The following is a 17,144-nucleotide window of genomic DNA, read 5'->3' as shown; positions in this document are numbered from 1 at the left end:
GGAATAAGGATATGTTTGAGAAAATTTTAATTGCCAACCGTGGTGAAATTGCCTGCCGTGTCATCCGTACCGCGAAAAAGCTCGGCATTGCTACAGTGGCTGTGTATTCCGATGCCGATGTGCAATCACAACATGTCAAACTGGCCGATGAAGCCGTGCATATTGGACAGGCACCTGCGGCACAAAGTTACCTGCAAATGGATCGCATCATTCAGGCCGCACTGGATACCGGTGCCCAAGCGATCCATCCGGGTTACGGCTTTCTGTCTGAAAATGACCAGTTCGCTTTGGCTTGTGAAAAGAACAACATTGTCTTTATTGGCCCACCTGTAGAAGCCATTTTGGCCATGGGTCTGAAAGCCACTTCCAAAGCCCTGATGGAAAAAGCCGGTGTGCCGTTAACCCCAGGTTATCACGGCGAAAATCAGGATACAGCTTTCCTGAAAGCACAGGCGGATCAGATCGGCTATCCGGTTCTGATCAAAGCCAGTGCCGGTGGTGGTGGTAAAGGCATGCGTCTGGTCGAACGCGCCGAAGATTTTCTCAGCTCCCTGTCCTCTTGTAAGAGTGAAGCAAAATCCAGCTTTGGTAATGATGACGTTTTAATTGAACGTTATGTGATTCAGCCACGCCATATTGAAGTACAGGTGTTTGGTGACACGCACGGCAACTATGTGCATCTGTTTGAACGTGATTGTTCTGTGCAGCGCCGTCACCAGAAAGTGCTGGAAGAAGCCCCTGCACCACAAATGCCCGCGCATAAACTAGACGCCATGCGTCAGGCCGCGATTGATGCTGCGCGTGCGGTGAATTATGTCGGTGCCGGTACGGTCGAATTTATTGTCGAGCAAGATGGCACTGCTTATTTCATGGAAATGAATACCCGCTTGCAAGTCGAGCATCCAGTGACTGAAATGATCACTGGTGAGGATTTGGTAGAGTGGCAATTGCGTGTGGCCTTTGGTGAACCATTACCAAAACAGCAGGATGAATTGCAGATTCACGGCCATGCCATTGAAGCGCGGGTCTATGCCGAAGAACCGGAAAAAGGTTTCTTGCCAGCCATTGGCAAAATCAGTTATCTGCACTATCCGGCTCAGAATGCTGCGGTGCGTGTCGATAGCGGCATTGTTGAAGGGGATGAAATCAGCACCTATTATGACCCGATGATTGCCAAGTTGATTGTCTGGGGCAAAAACCGTGAAGCTGCACTGGTTCAGATGCACCATGCGCTAGGCCAGTTCCATGTCGAAGGTTTGGGCAATAACATTGCCTTCCTGGATCGTCTGGTGCTTTGCGATTCATTCAAACAGGCCAAACTTGATACCAATCTGATCCAGCGCGAACATGATTTCCTGTTCCAGAGCGAACAGCAGCTGGATGCCAAACTGGTGGTGTCTGCGGCGTTTATCGAACTATTGACCCTGCTTAAGAAAAATACCCAGCAAGTTTCCGCAGTTTGGCAGGCACAACCGCTATGGCGTTTGAATATTCGCAGCCAGTACAGTATCGAGCTGACATATGGTGCCGAGCTGCTCAAGGTACAGTTCACCGCTGAAGAATACGGCTTTAGCGCCCAGTATCAGGAAAAGACCTATCGTGTTGCAGGCGAGTTGCTGGATCAAAATACCGCACATGTCCATCTGGATGCACAGCAGCAGAAACTGGCCTTCAGCCAGCAGCAACAGCGCATTACCCTGTTCCAGTCTGGGCAAAGCTACAAGTTTGACTATATCGATCCAGACTACGCTCAGGAAGACAGCAGCGCTGCCGACAGCAACCTGAAAGCGCCAATGCCGGGCGTGATCACCCAAGTGCTGTTTGCGCCAAACGCCCAAGTGAAAAAAGATGAAGTGTTGATGACCCTGGAAGCCATGAAAATCGAATACTCGATTCGTGCACCGAGTGACGGCATCATCGCTTCTTCTTACTTCCAGGCCGGTGACCAGGTCAAAGCCGGTGATGAACTGGTGGAATTCCAGCCTTTTGAGGAGGCGGTGGCATGAGTGAATTTGTCAAAATTGTCGAAGTCGGGCCACGTGATGGCCTGCAAAATGAAAAACAGCCGTTGACCATCAGTCAGCGCCGTGACCTGATTCTGGACTTGATGAAAACCGGTCTGCGTTCCATTGAAGTCGGCTCCTGTGTTTCTGCCAAATGGGTACCGCAGATGGCACACAGTGATGAACTGTATGCCATGTTGCCGAAAGACCCGGAAATCAGCTTTAGCCTGCTCACACCGAATATCAAGGGCTTCGAGGCAGCCAAAGCGGTCGGCTGTCAGGAAGTTGCGGTATTTACTGCAGCTTCCGAAAGCTTTACCCGTAAAAATATCAACTGTTCCATTGCGGAAAGTTTTGACAAGTTTGCCGATGTGTTACAGGAAGCCAAAGCCAGCAATATCCGCGTACGTGGCTATGTGTCCTGTATTGTTGATTGTCCTTATGAGGGCGCGATTGATCCTCGTCAGGTTGCACAGGTGGTAAAAAAACTCTATGAGATGGGCTGTTATGAAGTCTCTCTCGGCGAAACCATTGGCACAGCCACCCCAGACCGGGTTAAAAAGGTATGGCAGGCTTGTCTGGCTGAACTCGATCCTTCTGTATTGGCCGGCCATTTCCATAATACCTATGGCATGGCGATCGCCAACATTTATCAATCCTTGCAGCATGGCATCCGGGTGTTTGATTCCTCGATTGCCGGACTGGGCGGCTGTCCTTATGCCAAAGGTGCGTCAGGCAATGTCTCTACTGAAGACCTGTATTACCTGCTCTCGCATATGGGTTTTGCAACCGGTCTGAATCTGGATGCGCTAATGCAGGCCAGCCAGAACATTAGCCAGATCCTGCAACGTGACAATCCGTCCAATTATGCCAATGCCTACTGGCAAACCCGCTGTGCATAAACCCGATGGCTCGCTGATCAGCTGAATCAGCCGCCATCATAAAACATGACCAGCCTCCTGATGGAACGACAGAATAAATAGAGAGAACAGCATGTCCAATAAAGTATTTCAAAGTGCAGCCGATGCACTGCAAGACATTGTGAAAGATGGCCAAACCCTCGCCGTGGGAGGATTTGGACTCTGCGGTATTCCTGAAGCCCTGATTGCCGCCTTAAAAGAGATCGGTGTCAAACAACTGACCTGTATTTCCAATAATGCCGGTGTCGATGGTTTTGGTTTGGGACTGTTGCTGGAAACCAAACAGATTAAAAAAATGATCTCGTCTTATGTCGGTGAGAATAAAGAGTTTGAACGTCAATATTTAAGCGGCGAACTTGAAGTCGAACTGACACCACAAGGCACCTTGGCAGAAAAACTGCGTGCCGGCGGTGCGGGCATCCCGGCCTTTTTTACCCAAACCGGTGTAGGCACATTGATTGCCGAAGGCAAAGAAGTGCGTGAATTCGAGGGTAAAGACTATATTCTGGAAAATTCACTGACCGCTGATGTTGCACTGGTGAAAGCCTATAAAGCAGACAAAGCCGGCAATCTGGTATTCCGTAAAACTGCACGTAACTTCAATCCAATGTGTGCCATGGCCGGCAAAGTGACGGTGGCTGAAGTCGAGCAGCTGGTCGAAATTGGTGAACTGGATCCAGATGACATCCATTTACCGGGCATTTATGTCAATCGCATCATCGTGAATGCGCATCCTGAAAAACGCATCGAACAAATGACTTTAAAAGCGGAGGTTGTGTAATTATGGCTTGGACTCGTAATGAAATGGCGCAACGTGCCGCACAAGAATTGCAAGACGGTTTCTATGTCAATCTGGGCATTGGCCTGCCAACGCTGGTCGCCAACTATATCCCGGAAAATATCAATGTCTGGTTGCAATCAGAAAATGGTTTACTCGGTATTGGCGAGTTCCCGACTGCCGAAACCGTGGATGCTGACCTGATCAATGCCGGCAAACAAACTGTGACGGCGCGTCCGGGCGCTGCATTTTTCTCAAGTGCTGAATCTTTCGCCATGATTCGTGGTGGCCATGTCAATATTGCCATTTTAGGGGCTATGGAAGTCTCTGAAACTGGTGATCTGGCCAACTGGATGATTCCCGGTAAAAAGGTCAAAGGCATGGGTGGCGCGATGGATCTGGTTGCCGGCGTACAGAAAGTCGTGGTGCTGATGGAACACTGTGCCAAAGATGGTACACCAAAGATCGTCCCGCAATGCAGCCTGCCACTCACGGGTAAGGCTGTAGTGAATCGAATCATTACCGACTTGGGTGTGATGGATATTACGCCTCAAGGTGTGGAGCTGATTGAGCTGGCGGATGGTGTCAGCTTTGAACAGATTCAGCAGGTGACTGGCGTACCATTGATCAATAAATGTCATGTACAGCAAGCACATGCACAGGCTGTCTGTGTTTAAATGATTGCTGTAACAAAAAATTATAAAATGCTGGAAAGCCATCTTCAGATGGCTTTTTACAGCACAACAAACAACTAAAATAATTAGGGACAGAAAATGCAGAATATTGTGATCGTTGCCGGTAGCCGTACCCCGATGGGTGGTTTTCAAGGCAGTTTATCCGACCTAACAGCACCTGAACTTGGCGCGGTGGTGATCCGTGAAACTGTCAAACGTGCAGGTGTAGCACCGGAACAGGTCGATGAAGTGATTATGGGCTGTGTTTTACCTGCCGGCCTGAAGCAGGGGCCGGCACGTCAGGCCATGCGTCAGGCGGGTTTGCCAGATTCTACCGGGGCCGTCACCATCAACAAACTCTGCGGTTCCGCCATGAAAGCGGTGTTGCAGGCGTCCGATGCCCTCAAAGCCGGCAGTGCCAATATAATCGTTGCGGGTGGTATGGAATCCATGAGCAATGCCCCTTACCTGTTGCCAAAAGCACGCGGTGGCTACCGCATGGGACATGGTGACATCAAGGATCATATGTTCCTCGATGGCTTGGAAGATGCGGAAACCGGCCGTTTGATGGGCAGCTTCGCGCAGGATGCAGCTAATCAGAAAGGCTTTAGCCGTGAACAGATGGACAATTTTGCCATCAATTCGCTGAAAAAAGCCCAAACCGCCATTACCGAAGGCTATTTTATTGATGAAATTGCACCGGTTGAAATTCAGGGACGCAAAGGCACTGAAATAGTCAGTCAAGACGAACAGCCCCTAAAGGCCAATCTGGACAAGATTCCCACCCTGCGCCCTGCTTTTGCCAAAGATGGCACCATCACCGCAGCCAATTCGAGTTCAATTTCAGACGGTGCAGCCGCCTTATTACTTAGCACTGAACAGCATGCACAGCAGATGGGCTTGCCGGTTCTAGCTAAAATTGTCGCGACTTCTTGCCATTCACAACATCCAAGCGAATTTACCATTGCACCGATTGGGGCAATTAAAAAAGTGTTAGATCGAGCGGGCTGGCTGGTCGAGGAAGTCGATTTGTGGGAAATCAATGAAGCTTTCGCTATGGTGGCGATGGCTCCGATCCATGATTTGGGTATTGATGAAGCCAAAGTTAATATTCACGGCGGCGCTTGTGCCCTCGGTCATCCGATTGGTGCCACGGGAGCACGGATTATTCTGTCTTTGATTTATGCCCTAAAACGTCTTGGAAAAACCAAAGGAGTTGCCACCTTGTGTATTGGCGGTGGTGAAGCAACTGCGGTAGCGATCGAAATATAGTCTGGATTAGACAGCGATTGTATTGGGTAAAACCGTGATTGAGTCACGGTTTTTTTATTGGCTTTAGTTCACTGATATTGCCATTTTCAACTCACATACTTTTATGAACGATAGGTAAAAAAGACGTATTTAGATTCTCATTCAATGATGAAATTTTCATAACCTTATGAAATAAAATGCTAAGGAAAAATTACTTACAAAAAAACTCGCAAAATCATAAGGATACTTGATTATTCAACTATTTGGTTTTTCTTGAGTGAATTCATCAGATTACAGAAGCATTTCAATGCCCGGATGCCGAATCTCTTATAATGGCGCGGTGAAAAATAAAGGGGGCCAGAATGAATAAACCAAGCGAAATTCTCGAAATGAGAGCAGCCGCCGACCAGGTTGTTGGGGTGTTAAAGGCAATGGCGAATACAGATCGTTTGCTTATTCTTTGTCATCTGGCACTCGAAGAACTGAATGTTTCCGAGATCGAACAAAAAACCGGAATTTTGCAGCCGACCTTATCCCAGCAACTGATGATGCTGCGTAAAAGTGATGTGGTAAATACCCGTCGTGATGGCAAACAGATTTTTTATTCAATTAAAGACCCCCATCTGACCTCAGTACTCAGCTTGATGTACGAACTCTATTGCCCGAAGACGTCTGACTGAACTTCTCTTAAATCGAGATAACCTGACTGGATTCAGGCTATTTGCACAGGAATTAACTTCGCATTTTCTGCATAATAGCTCAGAAATGATTTAAAACATGTGATGCCTGTGTCCCGCATAAACCTGAAACAGCTGATCCCCGCCAGCCAATGGTTGCGTCATTATGATGCACAAAGCTTTAGGGCTGATTTACTTTCGGCCCTGATCGTGATCGCCATGCTGGTGCCGCAAGGCATGGCTTATGCCATGTTGGCGGGACTTCCTCCGGTCATGGGCTTATATGCCAGTGTTTTCCCAATGCTGGTTTACGCCTTGTTTGGCGGTAGCCCGACCTTGTCGATTGGTCCGGTTGCCCTGATTTCCATGATGACCTATGCAGCGCTGAGTCCTTTTTATAGTGTTGGTTCCGTGGCCTATATTGAAGCAGCAATGCTGCTGGCCCTACTGACCGGTGGCATTTCAGTATTATTGGGTGTATTGCGTTTTGGTTTTTTGATTCAACTGATCAGCCATCCCGTAATTAAAAGTTTTGTGATCGCCTCAGCCGTACTGATTGCGTTGGGACAGCTCAAGTTTCTGTTTGATATCCCCTTACAGGGTGACAATCTGATCAAATTTGCCATGAGTGCTTGGCAACATTGGCCAGCGACGAACATAGAAAGCGTATTGTCCAGCTTGGCCGGCCTGACCTTTTTATTATTTACTCCGCTATTGTTACGCCGTTTTCTGCCATTTTCCGGACACACGCTTGACTTCATGATCAAGTCATTGCCCCTCGTTATGGTGTTATTGTCGATTGCGGTGGTTCAGTTCCACTGGATTGACTTGCAACAACTCAAAACCGTAGGTCCTATTCCTCAAGGCTTTCCGCCGTTGCACATGCCAGAATGGTCTTTATCCATGCTGCTACAACTGCTGCCAGGTGCATTTATGATTGCCATGATCAGCTTTGTCGAGTCTTTATCGATTGCACAGGCCACGGCTTTACAAAAACGTAGCAACCTGAATAACAATCAGGAGTTAATCGCCTTGGGACTGGCCAATCTCAGTGCGGGGATCAGTTCAGCATTCCCGGTCACCGGCAGTTTGTCGCGGACTGTGGTGAATGCTGAAGCAGGTGCCAAAACACCCATGGCCGGTGTTCTATCTTCGCTGTTTATTGTCATTGTCGGACTGTTTTTCACCAGTATTTTTACTCACTTGCCGCTGGCTATTTTGGCAGCGACCATTCTGGTCTCGATTTGGAAACTGGTGCAATTTCAGACTTTTTTTGATACTTGGCGTTATTCCAAAGCTGATGGTCTGGCCATGTGGATCACTTTTTTTGCGGTATTGTTGATTGATCTAAGCACCGGTTTGCTGCTCGGCATCATTTCCACTTTTATCCTTATGCTCTGGCGTATTAGTCGTCCCCACGTCGCTACACTGGGGCTGGTGGAAGGCACCCAGCATTTTCGTAATATTTCCCGTCATGAAGTACGGACGAGCCCCAAAATTTTTTCCATGCGGATTGATGAGAACCTGAATTTTCTCAATGCCAACAGCATTAAAGGCTATATTATTACCGAAGTGAGCCAAAACCCTGAGCTGCAGCATGTGATTATTAACTGTTCCAGTATATCTGCGATTGATCTGAGCGCTCTTGAAATGCTGGAAGAAGTCAATGATGAACTGGAGAAACTCGGTATCCAACTGCATTTATCCGAGGTTAAAGGACCAGTGATTGACAAGCTCAACAGTGCAGAATTTCCCCAGCATTTATCCGGACAGATTTTTCTTTCGCATTATTTGGCTGTCCAGGCGCTGGATCCTGAAATATATGGACTGCAGCCAAAAGTCCGCTGATTACAGCGATGGCATTTCGCTAAAAGCATTTTGACTTTAGACTTCTTGGTATAAAATGCCGCCTTTGTTTTTCTCCCTCAGGGCCTCGTTATGTCTGCTCTCTTCTCCCGATTGGGTCTGGTGCAACGCATTATGCTTGCGATTGTGCTCGGTATTGCGGTTGCATGGCTGTTTCCACAATTCACACCTTACCTCAGCTTATTGGGCGACATTTTTATCAAGGCCTTAAAATCGGTCGCACCGATTCTGGTTTTTGTATTGGTGATGTCTTCCATCGCTAATTTTAAAGTTGGTCATGGTACACACATCAGACCCGTGCTCATACTGTATGTGATTGGCATGTTACTGGCCGCCATCAGTGCGGTCTCTGCCAGTATTTTATTTCCAAGTACCCTGTTTTTAGACATTCCGGCACAAAGTAACCTGCAACCGCCAGAAAACCTGAGTGAAATCCTGAAGAACTTGTTACTCAGCTTTGTAACTAATCCCATCACCGCGCTTTCTGAAGCAAACTTTATTGGCATTTTGGCTTGGGCTGTGGGTTTAGGTATTGGTTTACGTCATGCCAGTGATCAGACCAAAACGACTTTACAAGATTTTGCTTTGGCGATTAATCAGGTTATCCGTTGGGTGATTGCTTTTGCACCTGTGGGAATTTTTGGTCTGGTAGCCGTGACATTTGCCGATGCTGGACTGGCAACCCTGAGTAGCTATGCTCATCTTCTTGCTGTTTTGCTGGGCACCATGCTATTTGTTGCACTGGTGATCAACCCGCTCATTGTCTGGATCACGATCCGTCAAAATCCCTATCCACTGGTTTTCACCTGCTTGCGTGAAAGTGGCCTCACTGCCTTTTTTACCCGTAGTTCGGCAGCCAATATTCCGGTCAATCTGGATTTGGCCAAACGTCTGGGGGTAAATCCATCCCTGTCTGGGATTGCGATTCCACTCGGTGCAACCGTAAATATGGGAGGCGCGGCCGTGACCATTACTGTACTCACCTTGGCTGCTGCACATACTTTAGCTATTGAAGTGAGTCTGGTGAGTATGCTGATCCTTTCAGTAGTGGCGACTATTTCTGCCTGTGGTGCATCAGGGGTAGCCGGGGGTTCCTTACTGCTGATTCCGGTCGCATGTGGCCTGTTTGGCATTCCGTCTGAAATCGCCATGCAGGTCGTTGCGATTGGTATGGTCATTTCAATTTTACAAGACTCAACAGAAACTGCCATTAACTCCTCAACTGATGTATTATTCACCTGTGCTGTTGATTTGATTAGCAAAAAATAATTTACGCGACATCAGTGAGTTGCTTATGCCATTACAACATTTGCCGAAATGGGTTCAGGCGGGAGCCTTCATGCTTGCTTTAAATGCGGGCATGGTCAATGTAATGGGCTTATTAACGGTATTGCATCAGTCCATTTCGCATATGACTGGTAATGTCAGCAATATCGCGATGGCGTTGATCAAGGCCGATTATGCTCATGTGCTCTATCTGGCATTGGTATTGTTCTGTTATGTACTTGGATCTTTCTATAGCGGAGTGATCCTGGGCAATAGCCATTTTCAGTTTGGGCACCGCTACGGAATTCCGTTGACACTGGTGGGGCTATTCCTGTTGTTCTGCTGGGTTTTTGTGCCCTATTTCCCCGCCTACTCCCTGCTTTGGGCCAGTGCTGCAATGGGGGTACAAAATGCCATGGTCAGCCACTATAAAGGCACCATTATTCGAACCACGCATTTATCCGGCGTACTGACCGACTTGGGACTGGCCTTTGGCTATCTGGCGCGTGGTTTACATGTAGATCATCGCAGGATTATTTTACATTTTCTGATTTTACTGGGCTTCTTGGTGGGCGGTATCATTGCGGCAGTGCTCTATCCCCTTCTCGGCCTAGATTCGTTTTTAGTGCCTGTGGCGTTAAGCATGTTGCTGAGCCTTGGCTATTGGGCTGTTTATTATTTCTATTTTCACTATCGTTCGGATGTTTAGAGAGTTGTTATGGTTAAAAATGCGCTTCAGGCTCAACTGTTAAAAGCTGGTTTAGTGGACAATAAAAAAGCAAAAAAACTGAGCAAACAGGCTCAACATGAACAACGCACTGGACAAAACAATGAAGCCGAACTGAAAGCCGAGCTGGAAAAGGCCCAGCAGGAAAAACTGGCCAAAGATCAGGCTCTCAACCAGGAAAAACAGCGCCAACTTGAAGAAAAAGCGCTCAAGGCCTCAATTGTGCAAATGATTAACCAGCACAAAATTCGGGATACCGATGGTGAGATCAGCTATCAGTTTATCGATGAAGATAAAATCAAAAAAGTGTATATCAACCAGCAAATTTACAATGCACTGGTCGCTGGCAGTCTAGTGATTGCAAAAGATCAGGATCGTTATGCCTGCTTGCCTAAAGCATTGGCTGAACGCATCAATGAAAAAATGCAGGGTTTTATTATCGTCGACAATTCTGAAAAGAATGAGCAGACCACAGATGAAGAAGACCCATATGCGGCTTATGTCATTCCGGATGATTTAATGTGGTAAAAAGTAGTTCATTATTCTGATGATTTTTTTCTAAGCATTGAAAAGTCGAGAAAACGAACGGTTTGGGTATCTGCTTAAACCGTTTCATTCGTTTTTATACATGAGTTTGGATTGTTCTATACTGAAAAATAAGGCTTTTTAGATCAATCACTTTTGTCTATCTGCTATTTTTAGCAGAGAATTGAGTATTGCATGATGGCTAAAAGGTAAGCCATACCGACGTTTACTTGTTGCAAGACTGAGACAATTCTCTGATTCAGGATAAGAACATACGTTGTTTCTGATTCGATGTACAACAGCCGTTTATTCATCCATCAATGATGCCGCATCCGGCGGAATTCTTGAATACTTTTTATATTGTGAGTTTATTATGCTGAAATGGTTCGAAAAGCGAGTTGATGCGTATCCCTCGAAACGTCTTTACGAACCCTTACCTAAGCGTTTTTTTGCGTTTATTTGGCAAGCAGCCGAGGGGGTTCGCCCGTATCTGCTGGCCTTAGTGATTTGTACTGCGGGTGCGGCAGCCTTTGAAGCCATCCTGTTTTCTCAGATCGGACAACTGGTGGACTGGCTCAATACTTCCAAGCCCGAGCATTTCTATGAAAATCACCGGCTCAACCTGATAATGCTCAGCGTGATTTTGTTTGCCAATATTTTCTTTGCCAGTTTGCAGTCCATCGTCAAGCATCAGATTCTGTACAGCACTTTTCCCATGCGTTTACGCTGGCGCTTTCATAATTTGTTGCTGCGTCAGAGCCTGGATTTTTTCCATAATGATTTTGCCGGACGTCTGTCGGCCAAAGTCATGCAAACCGCTCTTGCCGTACGCGAATTCTGGGTCATCTTGGGGGATATCTTTGCCTATGTGATTGTGTATTTCATTACCATTTCTGTGGTCTTGGGCGCAATTTCTACGCAACTGATCTTGCCCCTGCTCATCTGGTTAGCGCTGTTTATTGTGGCCGCGACCTATTTTATTCCACGTTTGGGCAAAGTTTCTCAGGAACAGGCTGATGCGCGCGCCGTAATGACGGGTCGTGTAACCGATTCTTATACCAATATCCAGACTGTTAAACTGTTTGCCCACGCTGGACGTGAAAGCCAATATGCCAAACAATCCATGAAAGAATTCATGGTAACGGTGTACAAGCAAATGCGTTTGGGTACGCAGTTTGACATCAGCATCCACATCCTCAGCGCGGTTTTGTTTATCGGTGTAATTGGCGTGGCAATTCATCTCTGGGTCAATGGACAGGTGGGTGTTGGTGTTATTGCCGCAACTACAGCCATGATTTTAAAACTCAACAGTATGGCTTTTTTCATCATGTGGCAGATTGCAGCCCTGTTTGAAAATATTGGAACCATTCAGGATGGCATGCACACGCTAGCCAAGCCTATTACAATTACGGACAAGCCTGAAGCAAAACCATTACAGGTTTCACATGGTGAGATTGAGTTTCGTAATTTGCAGTTTGCTTACAATACAAAACCTGTCATTGAGAACTTCAACCTGCATATTCGTCCGGGTGAAAAAATTGGCATTGTCGGCCGTTCGGGTGCAGGAAAATCCACGCTGATTCAGTTACTACTGCATTTCTATGAATTGAAACAGGGTGAAATCCTGATTGATGGACAGAATATTGCAGACGTTACGCAAGACAGCTTACGCGCCAACATTGCTTTAGTCACTCAGGACACCTCTCTGTTGCATCGTACCGTGGCAGAAAATATTAAATATGGCCGTCCCGATGCAACCGATGAAGAGATGCAAATTGCCGTAGCCAAGGCCAAAGCGGATGAATTTATTCCACAATTGTTGGATGGCCGAGGACAGAGCGGTTATGATGCTTATGTGGGAGAACGTGGTGTGAAATTGTCCGGTGGTCAGCGTCAGCGTATCGCAATTGCCCGGGTATTCCTGAAAGATGCACCGATTCTGATTCTGGATGAAGCAACCAGTGCACTGGACTCAGAAGTTGAAGCGGCCATTCAATCCAGTTTAAATGGTTTAATGCAGGACAAAACAGTGATTGCAATTGCTCACCGCTTATCGACGATTGCGCAGATGGACCGATTGATCGTACTCGACCAGGGTCAAATTGCCGAGCAAGGCACACACGAACAACTGATCGCACAAAATGGAATTTATGCCCAGCTTTGGCAACGTCAAACGGGTGGTTTTTTGCTAGAACAATAATCAAGGGGACATAAAATGCTGTATCTGGAAGATTTACAGGTGGGTGATCGCTTTGTCAGCCGCAAATATGAAATGAAACTGGACGAAATTCTGCAATTCGCTCAGATGTATGATCCTCAACCTTTCCATCTTGATGAAGAGGAAGCTCAGCAGCACCCTATTTTTCAGGGGCTTGCTGCTAGCGGCTGGCATACATCCGCTGTCGTGATGCGATTATGGACGGAATGTTTTCCTGTCGTGCATGGCCTGATCGGTGCTGAATCTAGTGTGCGCTGGCCTCGACCGACACGCCCAGGAGATCAGATCCATGTAGAAGTGGAAATTAGTGAAATCCAGCCGTCCAAAAACAAAGCTGACCGAGGTTTGGTTAGCTATAACAGTCAGGCATTTAACCAGAATGGTGAAATCCTGATGAATTCAACCACCAAAATTCTGGTGTTCCGACGTGGCTTGGCTGAAACGGTAAATTGATATGCCTTTCGCCGTCAGACACTTGCAGGAAAGCAAGTCACTGGCAAGGTCAAGTAAAGTCATAATAGAACTTTTGTTTTAAGACAAAACCATGTATAAAACAATGCAAAAATTGTGGAATGCTTTTAAGGAGTCCTCATGCATCATCCTTCAGATTTGAAGTATGCAAATACACATGAATGGGTAAAAATTGAAGGTGATCTTGTGATTACGGGTATCTCAGACCACGCGCAGGATGCTTTAGGTGATCTGGTCTATGTTGAAACCCCGGAAGTCGGTAGCCGTGTGACTGCAGGTGAACAGGCCGGTGTTGTGGAATCTGTTAAAACGGCTTCTGATATTCATGCACCGGTATCTGGTGTCGTGGTTGAGGTCAATACTGCGCTTGAAGATGACCCGGATTTTGTCAATGAAGATCCGTATGGCAAGGGCTGGATTTATAAAATTAAAGCAGACAACCTGGCAGATATTGAACAGCTACTTTCAAACCAGGATTATGAAGCGGGCTTATAATTCAGCTGCAACATAATTCAAAAGGCATATCAATAGATATGCCTTTTTTGTGCTCATGAAATGATTAGCCAAATGATCAGGAAATCAGTGCGGAATGACCACTGTTTGGATCACGGAAATAACGTAGCCAGAACGCTTCACGACAACTTGAGTTAAATTGAATCCGCTTCGGTCGAATGTCAGGTAATGTTTGGTTCTGCTGCATCACCATATACATAATCCAGCCTTCAGCACAATTTTCCAACTCGACAGGTTCATGGTTTTGCTCTACCACCCGCTTGATTACTGCGCCGTTAGTAAAATGATAAGTGGAAATCTCTTGTGTGACTTCCACTTCATCTTCATTCCACTGTTTAACGCGGGTTTTGACATCATCGATCACATAATCACAATTGAGTTCAGGATGCAAAATGGCCTCGACATATTTTGATAAATGCGACATTTCCCGGCGCTCCAGAGAACAAAATCGCATAAATCCTATCATTTTTCTGCATCTTTGCGGAATTTTTATTGTGAACAGATCAACGTCTCACACGATTAATCACGCAGTCTTAGTCCTTGAATATTTTATAAAGTCTAGCTTTTAAACAGATGAATCCACTTAAAACAGCAAAAATAATTTTTTGTAGTGCGTGCTGTTGCAAGCAAATATGCTAGCCTTAAAAATGATAGGAATAACACGCTAGATTCCATAACAATAAGGAGAACATCATGACCTTTCAACATATCCTTGTACCTGTAGATGATTCAGATATTTCTCAGGCAGCAATCAAACAGGCCATTCAGATGGCGAAAGCCTTTAACAGTAAAATTACGGCTGTGTGTGTCATTGCAGTGGATCCATTTGTAGGTGTCGATTTTTATAATGTCACCCCTGTCATTACAGAATATTTTATTCAGGCTGAAGCTCATGCCAAAAAAGTGCTAGCCCGAATTGAAAGTATTTGTGCGCAAGCTGGAATTGCTTCAGAGATCCGAATTATTAAAGGTGAGCCGACTGAAACCGGTATTGTGCATGTTGCGCATGAGATTGGTGCCGATTTGATCGTGATTGGTTCACATGGTCGTACGGGCTTGAAAAAATTAATGTTGGGTAGTGTTGCTCAGGATGTTTTAAATAAAACGCATATTCCGGTTTTAGTTGTTAAATAATTTCTTTTTTTGCTTAGGCTATTTTAATAGTGAAATAAAATATACCGGAAATGACCCTAAAGATCGTTGTTTTTTATTAAAAAACCGGATGGAATCATCCGGTTTTTTTCTTTTGCTACGGTTACGCTGACATCTTTCTCAAGGTAAGGATTTGTTCACTGCGTCCAAAGGGTCCATGCACATCATGCAGCACGGCGCTCGTCAGACCAATACCATCTTGTCCATATTGCTGTACAGCTTGAATACCCAGCCATTCACCTTGTGGCCAGCGATAAAGATGAATCTGTAGATCCAAATTCGGGAACATCCATTCAAATTCGTTTTGTTGTCTTGGTACAACCCCATTTGCCGTATCCACCAAGCCCATCAGGCGGACAAAATCACTAGTTTGCTGCCCTTCAATCATTTGGGTTTGAGTATGTAACCATACAATTCCCTTACCCGGCCGGTGCTGGTCAGTTCTTGCTTCAACGCTTTGAATAAAACCGCCTGGCCAGCGTTTAATCCCCTGCCATACTGGCAGGTTTTCCGGATGTTCGACAGGATGGTCTTCCAGACCGGCAATACTGGTCGAGTCTTGAATCAACATACGCCATGCGCGTGCGATAATGCAGGTTTTTCCATTCGCCTGCATCTCAGCTTCAATCAATTCAATGGTTTTACCGGGGCGAATAATTCGCGTCTGGATGCTAAAATCACCAAAGGCAATCAGACCAAAAATATCCAGACTGATCCGGCCAATGCGCATATCCGAACGTGGCATAAATTGTTCCAGCTCAGCACAAACAATGCCGGTGGCTGGAGCCATATGCTGTTCATGGGTATTCCATGCACCTTGTGCATGAAGAGTGGAACGGTAATGGGCGGTCACTTGACCGTTGCTGTCTTGATCACGTTGGATCAGTTGATAATATGCTGACATAAATTCCCTGGTCTTTTTTTCATTAGCGTGCTGCAAACACTTTTTTAAATTTCCTGATTTAATACTTAATATTCATGCAGGATGAACGCTCAATGTCCGATTCTATCTAACCTGTTTAAATTGCGGTTGCATCCGTTGCTGAATCACAACATTTTTAAATCTGTTTTACGTAAGATAAAATCGGAACTCCGATCAAAACTGTTTTCATTTTTCATAGATTTAGACCCTCTGCGTCAATGAAATTAACTGACTGAATCGTCGCTTTTCTTTTATGATCACAATCGATTTTGAAGCAGTTCACTTCAACCAAGCATTAAGTGATTTGATTACTCCTGGTTTTTCTCTTCTGCCTATAAGCACAGCACAACTGATGTATCTTATTGTCATTCAGTTATTTTTTGATATTTGAGCAATCATTTTCATTGATTCAGATGCAAGATATGCTAAGTTAAAATCTCTATGCAATCCTGAGCCTGGATGACTGGATATGGCACATAACTCTATGATTCGCGTGAATGATGACCTGTCGGTGGCAACGATTGTACATGCTCGCCAACAACCGTGGATCGATAGTCCTGCACAAGGTGTGAAACGCCGAATTCTCTATCGGGTAGGTAATGAAAAAGCGCGTGCCACCTCGATCGTTGAATATGCAGCAGGCAGCCAATTCCCTCAACATATTCATAGTGGAGGTGAGGAGTTTTTGGTATTAAAAGGGATTTTTCAGGATGAACATGGAGATTATCCCGCAGGCAGTTATGTACGAAATCCTCCAGGTTCAATGCATACACCACGCTCGGATCAAGGCTGCACTATTTTAGTCAAATTATGGCAATTTCGGCAGGATGATCATCAGCGTATAAGCATCCTCCCTTCAAATGACATGATTTTCTCCACGCAACACGACCACTCCATGGTGCTTTTTAACCAGTTTGATGAAGAAGTACGTCTGGAAAGCTGGTGTGCGAATACCACACGTACAATTATCAATCCATCGGGCTTAGAAGTGTTTGTGGTCTCTGGCTCATTTCAGTCCGGTCCGGAAATCATGGAAACCTGGTCATGGATCCGTCTACCCGCAGGAATGCCACTGGAGTTAAAAGTCGGCGCACAAGGGGCTTGTGTCTGGATTAAAAGCGCACCTTTAGAACATATCAATGTATGCCGCTTTGAAATTGAATAATGCAATGGTTTTAAAT

General features: G+C 45.9%; 17 protein-coding genes. 15 read left to right on the top strand and 2 right to left on the bottom strand.

The annotated features are described in order from the left end of the window. Positions 1–11 precede the first annotated feature (11 nt). The 13 genes from PAE54_RS04295 to gcvH all read left to right on the top strand — a co-directional run bounded on the left by PAE54_RS04295 (position 12) and on the right by gcvH (position 13,871). Positions 12–2,006: an acetyl/propionyl/methylcrotonyl-CoA carboxylase subunit alpha gene (locus PAE54_RS04295; protein WP_326518563.1), complete on the top strand. Its 1,995-nt coding sequence runs from the start codon at positions 12–14 to the stop codon at positions 2,004–2,006. Next, positions 2,003–2,905, top strand: coding sequence for a hydroxymethylglutaryl-CoA lyase (locus PAE54_RS04290; protein ID WP_326518562.1), 903 nt, complete (start codon positions 2,003–2,005; stop codon positions 2,903–2,905). Before PAE54_RS04295 ends, PAE54_RS04290 begins: the two co-directional genes overlap by 4 nt. A gap of 91 nt (positions 2,906–2,996) precedes the next feature. Continuing rightward, positions 2,997–3,704, top strand: a complete 708-nt coding sequence (locus PAE54_RS04285) for a CoA transferase subunit A (protein ID WP_326518561.1) — start codon at positions 2,997–2,999, stop codon at positions 3,702–3,704. A 2-nt stretch (positions 3,705–3,706) separates the two neighbouring features. Further along, a complete protein-coding gene (locus PAE54_RS04280; protein WP_273779255.1) occupies positions 3,707–4,378 on the top strand; it encodes a CoA transferase subunit B in 672 nt (223 codons plus the stop codon). A 96-nt stretch (positions 4,379–4,474) separates the two neighbouring features. Beyond that, positions 4,475–5,647 carry a thiolase family protein gene (locus PAE54_RS04275; RefSeq protein WP_326518560.1) on the top strand — a complete coding sequence of 391 codons (1,173 nt, stop codon included), beginning with the start codon at positions 4,475–4,477 and terminating at the stop codon, positions 5,645–5,647. Positions 5,648–5,988: 341 nt separating this feature from the next. Then, the gene (locus PAE54_RS04270; RefSeq protein ID WP_326518559.1) at positions 5,989–6,306 is read left to right on the top strand and encodes a metalloregulator ArsR/SmtB family transcription factor; all 318 of its coding nucleotides are present in this window, start codon (positions 5,989–5,991) and stop codon (positions 6,304–6,306) included. Between the two features lie 102 nt (positions 6,307–6,408). Beyond that, positions 6,409–8,151, top strand: a complete 1,743-nt coding sequence (locus PAE54_RS04265) for a SulP family inorganic anion transporter (protein WP_326518592.1) — start codon at positions 6,409–6,411, stop codon at positions 8,149–8,151. Positions 8,152–8,241: 90 nt separating this feature from the next. Next, complete coding sequence (gene sstT, locus PAE54_RS04260; RefSeq protein WP_326518558.1) at positions 8,242–9,438, top strand: serine/threonine transporter SstT; 1,197 nt, start codon at positions 8,242–8,244, stop codon at positions 9,436–9,438. Positions 9,439–9,463: 25 nt separating this feature from the next. Beyond that, on the top strand, positions 9,464–10,144 hold the full coding sequence (locus PAE54_RS04255) for a YoaK family protein (RefSeq protein WP_273779261.1): 681 nt from the start codon (positions 9,464–9,466) through the stop codon (positions 10,142–10,144). 9 nt (positions 10,145–10,153) lie between these two features. Next, positions 10,154–10,690, top strand: coding sequence for a DUF2058 domain-containing protein (locus PAE54_RS04250; protein ID WP_326518557.1), 537 nt, complete (start codon positions 10,154–10,156; stop codon positions 10,688–10,690). Positions 10,691–11,060: 370 nt separating this feature from the next. Next, complete coding sequence (locus PAE54_RS04245; protein ID WP_326518556.1) at positions 11,061–12,887, top strand: ABC transporter ATP-binding protein; 1,827 nt, start codon at positions 11,061–11,063, stop codon at positions 12,885–12,887. A gap of 15 nt (positions 12,888–12,902) precedes the next feature. Next, a complete protein-coding gene (locus PAE54_RS04240) occupies positions 12,903–13,358 on the top strand; it encodes a MaoC family dehydratase (protein WP_326518555.1) in 456 nt (151 codons plus the stop codon). 138 nt (positions 13,359–13,496) lie between these two features. Beyond that, on the top strand, positions 13,497–13,871 hold the full coding sequence (gene gcvH / locus PAE54_RS04235) for a glycine cleavage system protein GcvH (RefSeq protein ID WP_273779267.1): 375 nt from the start codon (positions 13,497–13,499) through the stop codon (positions 13,869–13,871). A 76-nt stretch (positions 13,872–13,947) separates the two neighbouring features. Here the strand turns inward: gcvH and PAE54_RS04230 are convergent, their stop codons facing one another. Continuing rightward, positions 13,948–14,313 (bottom strand): hypothetical protein, encoded by a 366-nt coding sequence (locus PAE54_RS04230; RefSeq protein WP_273779268.1) that lies wholly within the window; start codon positions 14,311–14,313, stop codon positions 13,948–13,950. A gap of 269 nt (positions 14,314–14,582) precedes the next feature. On the opposite strand from PAE54_RS04230, the gene PAE54_RS04225 reads away from it, so the two are divergent. Then, a complete protein-coding gene (locus tag PAE54_RS04225; RefSeq protein WP_326518554.1) occupies positions 14,583–15,023 on the top strand; it encodes a universal stress protein in 441 nt (146 codons plus the stop codon). A gap of 121 nt (positions 15,024–15,144) precedes the next feature. Here the strand turns inward: PAE54_RS04225 and PAE54_RS04220 are convergent, their stop codons facing one another. Beyond that, positions 15,145–15,945 (bottom strand): thioesterase family protein, encoded by an 801-nt coding sequence (locus tag PAE54_RS04220; RefSeq protein WP_326518553.1) that lies wholly within the window; start codon positions 15,943–15,945, stop codon positions 15,145–15,147. 487 nt (positions 15,946–16,432) lie between these two features. On the opposite strand from PAE54_RS04220, the gene PAE54_RS04215 reads away from it, so the two are divergent. Then, positions 16,433–17,128, top strand: a complete 696-nt coding sequence (locus PAE54_RS04215) for a cupin domain-containing protein (protein ID WP_326518552.1) — start codon at positions 16,433–16,435, stop codon at positions 17,126–17,128. Positions 17,129–17,144: the final 16 nt, after the last annotated feature.

This window comes from Acinetobacter minutum (genome assembly GCF_035916735.1).
Lineage (GTDB): Bacteria > Pseudomonadota > Gammaproteobacteria > Pseudomonadales > Moraxellaceae > Acinetobacter.
Note: the sequence above shows the minus strand (reverse complement) of the source record. Positions and strands in the feature narration are given on the sequence as shown.

Bases quoted from the DNA above. Each gene is read 5' to 3' on its own strand.
- PAE54_RS04295 (WP_326518563.1), top strand. From the start codon at position 12: ATGTTTGAGAAAATTTTAATTGCCAACCGTGGTGAAATTGCCTGCCGT.
- PAE54_RS04290 (WP_326518562.1), top strand. From the start codon at position 2,003: ATGAGTGAATTTGTCAAAATTGTCGAAGTCGGGCCACGTGATGGCCTG.
- PAE54_RS04285 (WP_326518561.1), top strand. From the start codon at position 2,997: ATGTCCAATAAAGTATTTCAAAGTGCAGCCGATGCACTGCAAGACATT.
- PAE54_RS04280 (WP_273779255.1), top strand. From the start codon at position 3,707: ATGGCTTGGACTCGTAATGAAATGGCGCAACGTGCCGCACAAGAATTG.
- PAE54_RS04275 (WP_326518560.1), top strand. From the start codon at position 4,475: ATGCAGAATATTGTGATCGTTGCCGGTAGCCGTACCCCGATGGGTGGT.
- PAE54_RS04270 (WP_326518559.1), top strand. From the start codon at position 5,989: ATGAATAAACCAAGCGAAATTCTCGAAATGAGAGCAGCCGCCGACCAG.
- PAE54_RS04265 (WP_326518592.1), top strand. From the start codon at position 6,409: ATGCCTGTGTCCCGCATAAACCTGAAACAGCTGATCCCCGCCAGCCAA.
- sstT (WP_326518558.1), top strand. From the start codon at position 8,242: ATGTCTGCTCTCTTCTCCCGATTGGGTCTGGTGCAACGCATTATGCTT.
- PAE54_RS04255 (WP_273779261.1), top strand. From the start codon at position 9,464: ATGCCATTACAACATTTGCCGAAATGGGTTCAGGCGGGAGCCTTCATG.
- PAE54_RS04250 (WP_326518557.1), top strand. From the start codon at position 10,154: ATGGTTAAAAATGCGCTTCAGGCTCAACTGTTAAAAGCTGGTTTAGTG.
- PAE54_RS04245 (WP_326518556.1), top strand. From the start codon at position 11,061: ATGCTGAAATGGTTCGAAAAGCGAGTTGATGCGTATCCCTCGAAACGT.
- PAE54_RS04240 (WP_326518555.1), top strand. From the start codon at position 12,903: ATGCTGTATCTGGAAGATTTACAGGTGGGTGATCGCTTTGTCAGCCGC.
- gcvH (WP_273779267.1), top strand. From the start codon at position 13,497: ATGCATCATCCTTCAGATTTGAAGTATGCAAATACACATGAATGGGTA.
- PAE54_RS04230 (WP_273779268.1), bottom strand. From the start codon at position 14,313: ATGTCGCATTTATCAAAATATGTCGAGGCCATTTTGCATCCTGAACTC.
- PAE54_RS04225 (WP_326518554.1), top strand. From the start codon at position 14,583: ATGACCTTTCAACATATCCTTGTACCTGTAGATGATTCAGATATTTCT.
- PAE54_RS04220 (WP_326518553.1), bottom strand. From the start codon at position 15,945: ATGTCAGCATATTATCAACTGATCCAACGTGATCAAGACAGCAACGGT.
- PAE54_RS04215 (WP_326518552.1), top strand. From the start codon at position 16,433: ATGGCACATAACTCTATGATTCGCGTGAATGATGACCTGTCGGTGGCA.